13 protein-coding genes are annotated in these 12,142 nt (G+C 65.6%); 9 read left to right on the top strand and 4 right to left on the bottom strand.

Going from position 1 to position 12,142, the window contains the following annotated elements:
* Positions 1–124 precede the first annotated feature (124 nt).
* The 8 genes from RBJ75_RS04475 (at position 125) to RBJ75_RS04440 (ending at position 9,068) form a co-directional block, all read left to right on the top strand.
* Positions 125–787, top strand: a complete 663-nt coding sequence (locus tag RBJ75_RS04475) for a CoA transferase subunit A (RefSeq protein ID WP_044417098.1) — start codon at positions 125–127, stop codon at positions 785–787.
* The gene (locus RBJ75_RS04470; RefSeq protein WP_276156419.1) at positions 780–1,436 is read left to right on the top strand and encodes a 3-oxoacid CoA-transferase subunit B; all 657 of its coding nucleotides are present in this window, start codon (positions 780–782) and stop codon (positions 1,434–1,436) included. The genes RBJ75_RS04475 and RBJ75_RS04470 overlap by 8 nt, the downstream gene beginning before the upstream one ends.
* 67 nt (positions 1,437–1,503) lie before the next feature.
* Entirely contained in the window at positions 1,504–2,874 is a 1,371-nt protein-coding gene (locus tag RBJ75_RS04465) for a TIGR00366 family protein (protein WP_044418999.1), read from the top strand.
* Positions 2,875–2,896: 22 nt separating this feature from the next.
* The gene (locus RBJ75_RS04460; protein WP_044418456.1) at positions 2,897–4,069 is read left to right on the top strand and encodes an acetyl-CoA C-acetyltransferase; all 1,173 of its coding nucleotides are present in this window, start codon (positions 2,897–2,899) and stop codon (positions 4,067–4,069) included.
* A gap of 202 nt (positions 4,070–4,271) precedes the next feature.
* The gene (locus tag RBJ75_RS04455; RefSeq protein WP_317528506.1) at positions 4,272–5,516 is read left to right on the top strand and encodes an acetate kinase; all 1,245 of its coding nucleotides are present in this window, start codon (positions 4,272–4,274) and stop codon (positions 5,514–5,516) included.
* Positions 5,517–5,561: 45 nt separating this feature from the next.
* Positions 5,562–7,697 (top strand): phosphate acetyltransferase, encoded by a 2,136-nt coding sequence (pta, locus tag RBJ75_RS04450; RefSeq protein WP_317528715.1) that lies wholly within the window; start codon positions 5,562–5,564, stop codon positions 7,695–7,697.
* Between the two features lie 11 nt (positions 7,698–7,708).
* Positions 7,709–7,834 (top strand): hypothetical protein, encoded by a 126-nt coding sequence (locus RBJ75_RS04445; protein ID WP_276156386.1) that lies wholly within the window; start codon positions 7,709–7,711, stop codon positions 7,832–7,834.
* Positions 7,835–8,006: 172 nt separating this feature from the next.
* On the top strand, positions 8,007–9,068 hold the full coding sequence (locus RBJ75_RS04440) for a LysR family transcriptional regulator (protein ID WP_276156385.1): 1,062 nt from the start codon (positions 8,007–8,009) through the stop codon (positions 9,066–9,068).
* Between the two features lie 66 nt (positions 9,069–9,134).
* Here the strand turns inward: RBJ75_RS04440 and RBJ75_RS04435 are convergent, their stop codons facing one another.
* From RBJ75_RS04435 to RBJ75_RS04425, 3 genes are all read right to left on the bottom strand, one after another.
* A complete protein-coding gene (locus RBJ75_RS04435) occupies positions 9,135–9,614 on the bottom strand; it encodes a threonine/serine exporter family protein (protein WP_052628899.1) in 480 nt (159 codons plus the stop codon).
* Positions 9,611–10,405 carry a threonine/serine exporter family protein gene (locus RBJ75_RS04430; protein WP_044409848.1) on the bottom strand — a complete coding sequence of 265 codons (795 nt, stop codon included), beginning with the start codon at positions 10,403–10,405 and terminating at the stop codon, positions 9,611–9,613. Before RBJ75_RS04430 ends, RBJ75_RS04435 begins: the two co-directional genes overlap by 4 nt.
* Positions 10,406–10,504: 99 nt before the next feature.
* Positions 10,505–10,948 carry an FKBP-type peptidyl-prolyl cis-trans isomerase gene (locus tag RBJ75_RS04425; RefSeq protein WP_411194516.1) on the bottom strand — a complete coding sequence of 148 codons (444 nt, stop codon included), beginning with the start codon at positions 10,946–10,948 and terminating at the stop codon, positions 10,505–10,507.
* 342 nt (positions 10,949–11,290) lie between these two features.
* Between RBJ75_RS04425 and RBJ75_RS04420 the strand changes: the two genes are divergently transcribed.
* The gene (locus tag RBJ75_RS04420; RefSeq protein WP_044409864.1) at positions 11,291–11,635 is read left to right on the top strand and encodes a DUF6481 family protein; all 345 of its coding nucleotides are present in this window, start codon (positions 11,291–11,293) and stop codon (positions 11,633–11,635) included.
* Positions 11,636–11,720: 85 nt separating this feature from the next.
* Here the strand turns inward: RBJ75_RS04420 and RBJ75_RS04415 are convergent, their stop codons facing one another.
* Positions 11,721–11,945, bottom strand: coding sequence for a pentapeptide MXKDX repeat protein (locus RBJ75_RS04415; RefSeq protein WP_044409852.1), 225 nt, complete (start codon positions 11,943–11,945; stop codon positions 11,721–11,723).
* Positions 11,946–12,142 lie beyond the last annotated feature (197 nt).

Here is a 12,142-nt window from a genome sequence, read left to right as displayed (position 1 = left end):
GGAAGGAAAAGCCGGGCGACACCACGACACGTTGAACACTCCCTCCCCTTCGCCTGGTCGTTGGTTCGCGTGCAGGGAATGCAAGCGAGCAACTGCCATCACTTCCAATCAAGAAAGAGGCAAAATGAGTAAAGTGCTCCAAGTCCAAGCTCTCGCCGCGCTGATCCCAGACGGCGCCAGCGTGATGATCGGCGGATTCATGGGCGTGGGATCTCCGCTGCGCCTGATCGATGCGCTGGTGGCGCGCGGCGCGCGGGATCTCACCATCATTGCCAATGACACCGCACATCCGGGATTTGCCATCGGCAAGCTGATCGACGCCGGCTGCGTGGCGCGAGTCATCGCCTCGCATATCGGCCTCAATCCGGCAACGCAGAAGGCCATGATCGCCGGCACCATCGCGGTGGAGCTGGTGCCGCAAGGCACGCTGGCCGAACGCATTCGCGCCGGCGGCTTCGGCCTTGGCGGTGTACTGACATCGACCGGTGTCGGCACCGTCGTTGAAGAAGGCAAGCAAGTCATCGAAAGCGATGGCGAGGTCTATTTGCTGGAAAAACCGCTGAAAGCCGATTTCGCGCTGATCAAGGCGAAGACGGCAGACTACCACGGCAACCTCGAATATTCGCTGACGGCACGCAACTTCAACCCGCTGATGCCGATGGCCGCCGCGACGGTCATGGCCGAATTCGATCACATCGTTCCGCTGGGCGGCATCCTGCCGGATAGCATCGTCACGCCGGGCGTGCTGGTCGATTACCTCGTTGCCAAGGAGAACTCCCATGGATGAAAAGATTCTGATCGCCAAGCGCGTCGCACTCGAGATGAAGGCGGGCAACCTGGTCAATCTCGGCATTGGCCTGCCGACGCTGGTCACGCGCTATCTGCCGGCGGGCGTAAATGTCATGTTCCAGTCCGAGAACGGCATCATCGGCATGGAGATGGGGCCTGAGCCGGGGCTTGCATCGGAAGATCTCAGCGACGCCGGCGGCAGCCCGATCGGCGCCGTGCCGGGGGCCGCCGTGTTCGACAGCGCAATCTCGTTCGGCCTGATCCGCGGCGGCCATCTCGACGTCACCGTGCTCGGCGGTCTGCAGGTCGATCAACAGGGCCAGCTCGCCAACTGGATGGTGCCGGGCAAGATGGTGCCGGGCATGGGCGGCGCCATGGATCTGGTTTGCGGTGCGCGGCGCGTCATCGTCGCCATGACCCACACCGCCAAGGGCGTGGCGAAGATCATCGAGCGTTGCACGCTGCCGTTGACCTCGGTGCGGCGTATCGACCTCCTGGTCACCGAACTCGCCGTCATCGTTCCAACGGCGGAGGGCCTCGTCCTGCAGGAGACCGCCCCCGGTGTCAGCGTAGATCAGGTGCTGGCCGCCACCGGCTGCACGCTGATCGTGCCGTCCGACGTCTGCGTCATGCCTATCGCGATCTGACCCCCGCCCGCGCCGGCGGCTTCACGCCGGCGCGGTGGCCAACCTCCAGCCAAGAGAGCCCTCAGCCATGTCTGCCTCTTCAATTGACCCGGTCCCGAATGCGGGTCGCTTCAATCCGATCACCGCGCTGTCGCGCGGCCTCACCGGATTGGTCAGCCGCTACCTGCCCGACCCGCTGATCTTCGCCATCCTGCTCACCATCATCGTGTTCGTGCTCGGCATCGCATTGACGCCGACCGGCCCGATCCAGATGGTCGAAATGTGGGGCGGCGGCTTCTGGAATCTGCTGGGATTTTCCATGCAGATGGCGCTGGTGCTGGTCACCGGCCATGCGCTCGCAAGCTCCGACCCGATCCATCGCGCCATGGGCTGGCTGGCGGCGTTCGCCCGCACGCCGGTGCAAGGCGTGATGCTGGTGGCCTTCGCCTCCGCCGTCGCCTGCACGATCAACTGGGGCTTCGGCTTGGTGCTCGGCGCCATGTTCGCCCGCGAAGTGGCGCGGCGGATTCCCAAGGCCGATTATCGCCTGCTGATCGCCTCGGCCTATATCGGGTTCATGACCTGGCATGGCGGGCTTTCGGCATCGGTAGCGCTGGTCGCGGCGACCAAGGGCAACCCGATGGAGAAGACCATCGGCCTCATTCCGATCACCGACACGCTCTTCACCAACTACAATTACTTCATCACCGGCGCGTTGATCGTGCTGCTGCCACTCGTCTGCCGGATGATGCACCCCGCGGACAAGGACGTCGTGACGATCGATCCGAAGCTGCTGCAACCCGAGGTCAGCACGCGCCGCGAACTCAAGCCGGACGCTTCGATCGCGGAACGGATGGAAGAGAGCCAGATCCTGAGCTGGGTGGTGGCCGCCCTGGGCATCGCCTACCTGTTTCTCTATTTCAGCAAGCAAGGCTTCAACATCACGGTGAACACCGTGAACCTGATGATGCTGATCGCCGGCATCCTCCTGCATCGCACGCCGATGGCCTATGCGCGGGCGATCACCAACGCCGCCCGCGGCACCGCCGGGATCATGATCCAGTTTCCGTTCTACGCCGGGATCCAGATCATGATGGAGCATTCCGGCCTGGGCGGACTGATCACCAACCTGTTCGTCGAGATCGCCAACAAAGACAATTTCGCGGTGTTGGCCTTCTTCTCCTCCGGCCTGGTCAATTTCGCCGTGCCGTCGGGCGGCGGTCATTGGGTGATCCAGGGCCCGTTCATCATGCCGGCCGCGCAGGCGCTCGGAGTCGATCTTGGCAAGTCGGCGATGGCCATCGCCTATGGCGAAGAGTGGATGAACATGGCGCAGCCATTCTGGGCACTGCCGGCGCTGGCCATCGCCGGACTCGGGGTGCGCGACATCATGGGCTACTGCGCCACGGCCCTCGTCATCACCCTGCCGATTTTCCTTATCGGTCTGTACTTCTTCTAATCCGTCGTTCGAGGACAACATCATGAGTAACATCGTCATCGCATCTGCCGCCCGCACCGCGGTCGGATCGTTCAACGGCAGTCTTGCCAGCATACCGGCGCACGAATTGGGTGCGGCCGTGATCCGTGAGGCGCTGAGCCGCGCCGAGACCGAACCCGCCGAGGTCAACGAAGTCATCCTTGGCCATGTGCTCACCGCCGGACAGGGTCAGAACCCGGCGCGCCAGGCGGCGATGGCCGCCGGCATTCCGGCGAGCGCGAGCGCGTTCTGCATCAACCAGGTCTGCGGTTCTGGACTACGCAGTGTCGCGCTGGGCTACCAGGCCATCCGCGAGGGCGATGCGGACATCATGGTCGTCGGCGGTCAGGAAAGCATGAGCCTGGCTCCGCATTTCGTGCATCTGCGTGCCGGCACCAAGATGGGCAGCGCCGAACTGCAGGACACGATGATCAAGGACGGGTTGTGGGAAGCCTTCCATGGCTATCACATGGGAACCACCGCCGAGAACGTCGCGCGGGCCTTCCAGATCACGCGCGAGCAGCAGGATGCCTTCGCCGCCGGTTCGCAGCAGAAGGCCGCGGCCGCCCAGCAGGCCGGTCGCTTCGCCGACGAGATCGTCGCCTTCACGGTGAAGACCCGCAAGGGCGAGGTGGTGGTCGACAGCGACGAATATCCCAAGGCGGGCACCACCGCAGAGACGCTGGCCAAGCTGCGCCCGGCCTTCGCCAAGGATGGCACCGTGACCGCGGGCAATGCCTCGGGTCTCAATGACGGGGCCGCGGCGCTGGTGCTGATGCGTGAAGAGGACGCGGTTCGCCGCGGCCTCACCCCGCTTGCGCGCATCGCGTCGTGGGCGACCGCCGGCGTCGACCCTGCCATCATGGGGACCGGCCCGATCGCGGCCAGTCGGCTGGCGCTTCGCAAGGCCGGCTGGACCGTCGAGCAGCTCGATCTGGTCGAAGCCAACGAAGCCTTCGCCGCTCAAGCCTTGGCGGTGAACAGCGAGATGGGCTGGGATCCGGCGCGGGTCAACGTCAATGGCGGGGCGATCGCGCTCGGCCATCCGATCGGTGCATCGGGGGCGCGCATCCTCGTCACCCTGCTGCACGAGATGCAAAAGCGCGATGCCAAGAAGGGCCTTGCGACGCTTTGCATCGGCGGCGGCATGGGCGTGGCGCTCTGCGTCGAACGCTAATGGCTGCGACTCCCCCGGAGTGCGTGAGCGCCCCGGGGGGCTGAGCCGCTCAGCTCCATAACTCATCTGTAAAGGCGACCGCGGACGCACGACCGCCGGCGGCGGAGTCGTGCGTCCTTTGAAGACTTAGTCCTTGCTCGAGTTCGGCGCCCCGGCATTTGCCATGCGCCGACATCGTCCTCCCAATAAGTGAGATCGAAGAATGGCCTATATTTCCGAGCTCGTCCTGGTGATCAATTGCGGCTCGTCGTCGCTCAAATTCTCGGTGATTCCGGCGTCGGGCGGCGGTCCGCTGGCGAGCGGTCTGGCGGAATGCCTCGGGCGTCCGGAGGCGCGGATCGTGCTCAAATCGGCTGATACCAAGACGGTCAATTCGCTGCACGGCGGCAGCCATGATTCGGCGCTGGCGGCGATCCTGCGCTATCTCGCCGAGCAGCGCCTGCTCGATCGCATCGTCGTGGTCGGCCATCGCGTCGTCCATGGCGGCGAGCGGTTCTCCGCCTCGGCGCTGGTGACGCCGGAGGTGATCGCCGACATCGAGGCGGTCGCGGCGCTGGCGCCGCTGCACAATCCGGCCAATCTGCTCGGCATCCGCGCCTGCGCGCAGGGCCTGCCGGCGATCCCCCAGGTCGTGGTGTTCGACACTGCGTTCCACCAGACCATCGCCGCCGCCGCCTTCACCTATGCGATCCCGCAGCGCCTGTATCGCGACCAGGGCGTGCGGCGTTACGGCTTCCACGGCACCTCGCATCGCTATATCGCCGGCCAGACGGTCGATCTGCTGCGGCTCGATCCGCAGGATCATGGCATCGTCATCGCCCATCTCGGCAATGGCGCCTCGGCCACCGCGGTCAGCAATGGCGTGAGCGTCGATACCACGATGGGCATGACGCCGCTGGAAGGGCTGGTGATGGGCACCCGCTCGGGCGACATCGATTTCGGCGTGGTGGCGCATGTCGCGCGCACCAACCGGATGAGCCTCGATGAGGTCGAGACCATGCTGAACACCCAAAGCGGGCTGCTCGGCATCTCCGAACTATCCGGCGATTGCCGGGCGCTGGAGCAGGCCGCGCAATCAGGCCATCCCGGCGCCATCCTCGCCCTCGACGTCTTCGTGCACAGGCTGGCGCGCCACATCGGCGGGCTTGCGGCCTCGCTCGACAATTTCGACGCGCTGGTGTTCACCGGCGGCATCGGCGAGAACTCGGCACTGCTACGCGCCAAGACCATCGAGAGCCTGCGGGTGTTCGGCTTCACCCTCAATCGCGAAGCCAATGAGCGCACCGTGGGCGGGCGCAGCGGCCGCATCAGCCGCAGCCGGCGACCGACCGCCATCGTCATCCCCACCGATGAAGAAGGCCTGATCGCCCGCGACGCCACCGCCATTCTGGGGATCTCCCCGTCGGGCGGCTTTCCCGCCCAGCCCTCCGACCTTCACATCGCCTGATCGCAGGCGCGCGCAACTCCTCGATCGGTCGCCGAAAGCATTCCAATGAATAATTCCCGCCATCGTACGTTCTATCTCGTTCCGGTCTCCCGCGAGGCCGGCCTCACATCGATGACGCTGGGCCTGGTCCGGGCCCTGCAACTCACCGGCGTCAAGGTCGGCTTCGTCAAGCCGATCATGCAGCCCGAAATCCGCTCCGGCGATCTCGATCTGGCGGCGCATTTCGCCCGGACGCTGTGCGGCGTCCGCACCCCGGACCCGATCGCGTTCGATCACGCCGCCGAGATGGTGCGCTCCGGCCAGCTCGGCGGGCTGATGGAAGAAGTGGTGTCGATGGTCGACACCGTTCAGGCCGATTGCGACATCGTCATCGTCGAGGGCCTGATCCCCGACGTCGAATTCCAGATCGCCACGAGGCTGAACATCGAGATCATCCGCTCGCTCGGCGCCGATCTGATCCCGGTGCTGGCTGGCGGATCGCACGATGCCGCAGCACTGGCGGCGAAGGCCGCCGCCGCCGCCGAGCAATATGGCGACGACGGCCGCCGGCCGATCGCCGGCCTGCTGATCAATCGCTGCATCGACGCCGCCGCCGCCCTGGCGCTGACCGAGCGCGGCGCGCTGACGCTGAACGGATCGAACCCGGTGCCGATCCTCGCCGCGGTGCCGAGTGCCGCGCATCTGCTGGCGCCGCATCTGATCGACATCGCCGACACGCTCGGCCTGACCATCCTCAATCGCGGCGGCATCGACACCACGCGCGTGCTCAACGTCGTGGTCGCGGCGCGCTCGCCGGAGAAGCTGATCGGGACCTTGCGGCCGGAAACCCTGGTGGTGACGCCGGCCGATCGCAGCGATGCCATTCTCGCCACCGCGCTGGTGGCGCAGCGCGGCATGGCGCTGGCCGGCCTGGTGCTGACCTGCGGCGGGCGTCCGGCCCCCGAGCTCGCCGCGATCCTGGCTTCCGCCCCGCTCGATCGGCTCGCCGTCCTGTGTACCGACGACGACACGTTCACCACCGCGTCGAAGCTGGCCAATCTGTCGGCCCATGTCAGTCGCGCCGATGGCGATCGCATGGAACGGGTGATCGCGTTCATCGCCGAGAAGGTGGAGACGCGGCCGCTGGCGCTGCGGCTCGATCTGCCGGTCGAGACGCTGATGCCGCCGCCGGTGTTCCGCCATCGCCTGGTCGCGCGCGCGCGTGCGGCGCTGCGCCGCATCGTGCTGCCCGAGGGCGAGGAGCCGCGCACCATCCGCGCCGCCGCGATCTGCGCCGACAAGCGCATCGCCCGCTGCATCCTGCTCGGCGCGCCCGAGCGCATCCGCGAGGTCGCCGCGGCGCATGGCATCGAGCTGCCGGACAATCTCGAGATCGTCGACGCCGAGCAGCAGCGCGGCCGCTACGTCGCGCCGCTGGTCGAATTGCGCAAGGCCAAGGGCCTGACAAAACTCCAGGCCGAGATCGCGCTGGAGGATTCCGTGGTGCTCGGCACCATGATGTTGGCGCAGAACGACGTCGACGGGCTGGTCTCGGGCGCCGTTCACACCACCGCCTCGACAGTGCGCCCCGCGCTGCAGCTGATCAAGACCGCGCCGGGATCGAGCATCGTCTCCAGCGTGTTCTTCATGCTGATGCCGGACCAGGTCCTGGTCTATGGCGATTGCGCCATCAACCCCGATCCGACCGATCACGAACTCGCCGAGATCGCGATCCAGTCGGCCGATTCCGCAGCCGCCTTCGGCATCGAGCCGCGGGTGGCGATGATCTCCTATTCGACCGGCGCGTCCGGCGCCGGCGAGGACGTCGACAAGGTGCGCCGGGCGACCGACAAGGTCCGCGCGCTGCGCCCCGACCTCATCGTCGACGGCCCGATCCAATACGACGCCGCCACCGTCGCCAGCGTCGGGCGCCAGAAGGCGCCGGGCGGCCCGCTCGACGGCCGCGCCAATGTCTTCGTCTTCCCCGACCTCAACACCGGCAACACCACCTACAAGGCGGTGCAGCGCTCCGCCAATGTCGTCTCCGTCGGGCCGATGCTGCAGGGCCTGCGCAAGCCGGTCAACGACCTCTCCCGCGGCGCCCTGGTCGACGACATCGTCTACACCATCGCCATCACCGCCATCCAGGCCGCCGCTGGCGACAAGCCCGGGACTGCGGCCATGGCCGCGGCGGCCGAGTAAGGAGCGAAACGATGCGCGACAAGACGCCGCGACACCCGGATCGCGGCGTCGTCATCACCCAGAGCGCCTTGTCAATCCTCCCAACCGCCATCGTGGCCGAGGAAGCGGCCGAACCGACGCAGCATCGACGCGCATGATTGTCTGGGCGGAGCGATTTGCTGTTATGTCATGACAATGATCAATCATCCGCCGAGCCCGATGCGCTAGTCTAAAGTTTCCTGCGGCCGCGCTCGGCGGACGCTAGCTTGCGCAGATGTCGTCGGTTGACGAGGCCTTCCAAGCAGAGGCGAGAAAGAGCAACGGTTCATCATGACGCTTCCCCCTAACTTTCGCCAGGTTCGCGCCTTTCTGGCACTGGTGCGGCATCTGAAATTCACCCGCGCGGCACAGGAGCTGAATGTCTCGCAGCCGACGTTGACCGTGCAGATCAATACGCTGGAGCAGCAGCTCGGCATTCGGCTGTTCGATCGCAACAAGCGCCGGGTCGAGTTGACGCCGGCGGGTCGCAACATCCTGCCGCTGATGGAACGCCTGTCCACGAACATGGAGGAGGTTCTGCTGGCGGCGTCCGACATCACCTATGCCAAGCGCGGGACCATCCGGGTGGCGGCGTTGCCCTCGGTCGCGGCCACGTTTCTGCCGCGCGTGATCGTGGATTTTCAAGCGCAGAACCCAGGCATCGTGATCGATGTGCTGGACGTGGTCGGCGAGGAAATCATCAAGCTGGTGAAGGCCGAGGATGTCGATTTCGGCATTGGGACGCGTATCAGCTCCGACAAGGGGATCAAGGTGCAGGACTATTTGTCCGACAGCCTGTGCGCGTTCTTCCCCGCCGAGCATCCTTTGAACACATCGATGCCGGTCGTGCAGATCAAGGACTTTGCTCCCTACCCGCTGGTCCTGACCCGGAAAAACAGCAGCGTCAGGGTGCTGTTCGAGTGGTCGATGGAGCGAGAAGGCTGCGAGCTGAATATCGCCATGGAGTCCAATTACATGTCGACCGCGCTCGGCATGGTCCGCGCCGGCGTCGGCGTCGCCATTCTGCCGTCGGCCGCGGCCGAACTGGGCAACATGACCGGGCTCTGCTTCAAGCCCGTGGAATCCCCGCAATTCAATCGGCGGGTCGGCATCATCCGCAAGACCGATCGGACGCTTCAGCCCCTTGCCGATCACTTCATCGACGCCTTGCTCAGGATGACGAGTCTTCGTGCCGACGATAGCTTCGACTACATCCGCCACGCCGACACCGTGTCGGAGCCGAGCATGCCGATCGCGAAGCCTCTCGTAGCAGGCACCTATCCCGGGCAGATGTGTTCGATTGCATCGAGCGTTTCGGCGGCGCCGCGCGGTGTCATGAGTCGGATGCGTTAGCGGTCGATCCGACAACGAGAGCCGCCCAGCATGCCGGCATGCCGATTCTATAGAACCGGAATTGCTCTAAAAATGCTTGCTTTTGAGCAAATACGCCGGAATCGCCAAGCCCGCGCCGATTGAACCGACGATCGACAGCACGCGGACGAAGGCCTGCGACGAGGCGACGATCGCCGCCGTCGAGGCGCCCGAGGTGTCGGCCGCCGCCGCCATATAGCCGAGCATCGCCTGGCCGAGGAACGCGCCCGGCACCATCGGGATGCAGCCCGCCAGCGCGATCGCGTGGCAGGGCGGGCCGAGCCAGCGCCGCGAGATGATCGCCGCGCAGGAGGTCGCGATCGCCGCCAGAAATGTCGCGGCCTCGAGGCTGCCGCCAAATTGCTGGACCAGCGTGCGCACCGCCAGCGCAAGCGCGCCGGCGACGGCGCACCAGGCCAGCGCGCGGCCGCCGAAATTGAACAGTACGCCGAATCCCGCCGCGGCGATGGCGCCGAACACGGCCTGATGCGCCAGATGCGGAAGCATTGCGGCCAGCGTTGCGGTCACGAGTGAATCCTCAGGACGAATTCGGCGAGCCACAGCCCGGTCACCGCGAACACCATGATCATGATTACCGTGACGGCGCGGGCGCTGCCCATCGTCGGATAGCCGTCCATCACGTCGGTCTGCGCGTTGGTCGACGGCACGCCGGGCACCAGCAGCAGGATCGACGCCATCATCGCCAGTTCGACGGTGGCGCTGCCGGCGAGCCGGGCGCCAAAACCGCCAAGCGTGGCGGCCACGCAGCCGACGATCGCCGCGACCACGAAGACGTTGACTTGGCGTACGCCCAGCCAATGCCGAACCCCCTGCCCGATTGCAGTCCCGGCGAGCACGGGCAGAAAGGCCGGCCAGTCGGCGCCCAGCAGCCGACCGAACGCGGCGCAGGCCGCGCCGGTCGCCAGCGCCACCAGCAACGGCGAATGGCGCGGCGTCTCGCGCTGCAGCCGTTTCAATTCGGCCTCGACGGCCTCAGCCGTCATGCCGCCCTGCGCGACCCGCAGCACCAGCTCGCGCACCGCGAAATCGAGCCGGTGGTTCACGCCATGCGCACCGATCTGCATCATCCGCGTCACGGCGCGCGGGCCTTGCGCCACCGTGATCTCGAATGACGCATAGCCCGATCGCAGGCCCAGCACCTCGACCCCGAGGCCGGCGGCGACCATCCGCGCGCCCTCATGAACGACCCGGACCGACGCGCCGCTCTGCGCCAGGATGGCGCCAGCCTGCATCGCCACATGGGCGATGCGTGCCAGCGCCAGCGGTTCGGCAGAATCGGATTCGGAAAGCTCGGTCATGATCGCCTTGAAACGGGCGGAAGGAACCCTGACGCGCCTTGCGCGCGCCGAACACCGACCTGGTGGCCGGGCCGGCGCGCGATGGCGTACCGTCAGCGATCAGCCTTTGACGTCGAGCAATTCGACGTCGAACATCAGCGTCGCATTCGGCGGAATCACGCCGCCGGCGCCGCGCGCGCCATAGCCCAAGGCCGGCGGAATGATCAGCGTACGCTTGCCGCCGACCTTCATGGTCGAGACGCCCTCGTCCCAACCGGCGATGACCCGGCCCTTGCCGATCGGAAACTCGAACGGCTCGTTGCGGTCGACCGAGGAATCGAATTTCTTGCCCTTGACGCCATTCTCATAGAGCCAGCCGGTGTAATGCATCACGCAGATCTGGCCCTTTTGCGGCGAGACGCCGGTGCCGACCTGACTGTCTTCAATCTTGAGGCCTGATGCTGTGGTCATGATTTTGGATTTTCCTGTGGACTGAGCCATTGCGGTGGAGACCGGCGCGATCGATGCGACGGCCGAACAAGCGACAACCAGCACGAACGCCATCGCGGCGCCGGCACGGTGATTTACGGGCATGAGGTCTCCCTTTGGACGGCTGGCTTGCGGCGGTTGGTTTGGCGATCGCAAACCGCCGCCGTTCTAGCGCATCGCCGCCAGACTTCACAACAACGCTCCCAGTGACCGAATCGCGCCTGGGCGGCGCTGCCGGCGGAACCAGCCGACCGAATCACGCTTGATTTCCCGCGCAACGATGGAAAACGCAGAAAATTGATGCGTTGCGGCGCTGTCGGCTGTAAACCGCTCCGCACGATCGATCCTGGCCAGCGCCAGAACTGCCACGGCAGATGCGCGGCTCGCCACAACAAAGAAAGCAACAAGGCCGGTAATATGAGCGGATTCAAGGAACCAAGCTTCGCGGACCGGCAAAAGGCGGCAATGGAAGCCCGCAAGAGCCTTTTGGAGAAGTTCAAGGCGAAGCCCGGCCCCGATGATCCGGCGGTGCTGCAGCGGCAAGCCGAGCGCGAGGCCCAGGCTGTCACCCGCGCCGCGGCCAAACTCGCCCGCGACGCCGCCAAGGCCGAGAAACTGAAGCTGGACGCCGAAATGGCCGAACAGGCCGCCGCCGAAAAGCTGCGGCTCGAGGCGGAAAAAGCCGCCCAGGAACTGGCGCTGCAGGCCGAGCAAAAGGCCGCCCGCGACGCGCGCTATGCCGCGCGCAAGAAGCGCAAATAGCGCGCGATTGCGCGCCAGCCGACCGATGTAATCCAAGCAGGGACCAGGCCCGACCGTAAGGACGAGCCTGGTCCGATTGCGGTGATTACTTCTTCATGCCTTCCTTGTGCATGCCGTCGTCCTTCTTCATGGCGTCCTTCTTCATGCTGTCCTTGTGCATGGAATCCTTCTTCATGCTGTCCTTGGACATCGTTTCCTTCTTCATACCGTCCTTCTTCATGTCATCCATGGCGAAGGCAGGGGCAAAGCCCAGGCTGAGCGAAATCGCGGCCGCCGAGACGCCGAGGGCAATGCGGGTGCTGATGGTCATGGCTGTGTCATCCTGTTGATGCGGTTCAAGGGCAACGGTCAGTCGCCATAGAGACAACGTCTCGAAACCTCCGATGTTACGCCCGACGTTAATTTCTTTTGGGCCACCGCACCGCAATGCGTGCAATGCAACATGGTGCGGCGCGATACGCGATGACAGCGTTCTGCGCCTTTCCGAGCCCATTCCCCCACCCACAC

The organism is Rhodopseudomonas sp. BAL398 (assembly GCF_033001325.1).
Taxonomy (GTDB): domain Bacteria; phylum Pseudomonadota; class Alphaproteobacteria; order Rhizobiales; family Xanthobacteraceae; genus JARJEH01.
The sequence above is the reverse complement of the archived record's forward strand: the minus strand, read 5'-3'. Positions and strand labels throughout refer to the sequence as shown.

Excerpts from the sequence above, each read along its gene's own strand:
- RBJ75_RS04420 (WP_044409864.1), top strand. The coding sequence starts at position 11,291 with ATGAGCGGATTCAAGGAACCAAGCTTCGCGGACCGGCAAAAGGCGGCA.
- RBJ75_RS04460 (WP_044418456.1), top strand. The coding sequence starts at position 2,897 with ATGAGTAACATCGTCATCGCATCTGCCGCCCGCACCGCGGTCGGATCG.
- RBJ75_RS04440 (WP_276156385.1), top strand. The coding sequence starts at position 8,007 with ATGACGCTTCCCCCTAACTTTCGCCAGGTTCGCGCCTTTCTGGCACTG.
- RBJ75_RS04430 (WP_044409848.1), bottom strand. The coding sequence starts at position 10,405 with ATGACCGAGCTTTCCGAATCCGATTCTGCCGAACCGCTGGCGCTGGCA.
- RBJ75_RS04425 (WP_411194516.1), bottom strand. The coding sequence starts at position 10,948 with ATGGCGTTCGTGCTGGTTGTCGCTTGTTCGGCCGTCGCATCGATCGCG.
- RBJ75_RS04445 (WP_276156386.1), top strand. The coding sequence starts at position 7,709 with ATGCGCGACAAGACGCCGCGACACCCGGATCGCGGCGTCGTCATCACC.
- RBJ75_RS04475 (WP_044417098.1), top strand. The coding sequence starts at position 125 with ATGAGTAAAGTGCTCCAAGTCCAAGCTCTCGCCGCGCTGATCCCAGAC.
- RBJ75_RS04465 (WP_044418999.1), top strand. The coding sequence starts at position 1,504 with ATGTCTGCCTCTTCAATTGACCCGGTCCCGAATGCGGGTCGCTTCAAT.
- pta (WP_317528715.1), top strand. The coding sequence starts at position 5,562 with ATGAATAATTCCCGCCATCGTACGTTCTATCTCGTTCCGGTCTCCCGC.
- RBJ75_RS04415 (WP_044409852.1), bottom strand. The coding sequence starts at position 11,945 with ATGACCATCAGCACCCGCATTGCCCTCGGCGTCTCGGCGGCCGCGATT.
- RBJ75_RS04470 (WP_276156419.1), top strand. The coding sequence starts at position 780 with ATGGATGAAAAGATTCTGATCGCCAAGCGCGTCGCACTCGAGATGAAG.
- RBJ75_RS04455 (WP_317528506.1), top strand. The coding sequence starts at position 4,272 with ATGGCCTATATTTCCGAGCTCGTCCTGGTGATCAATTGCGGCTCGTCG.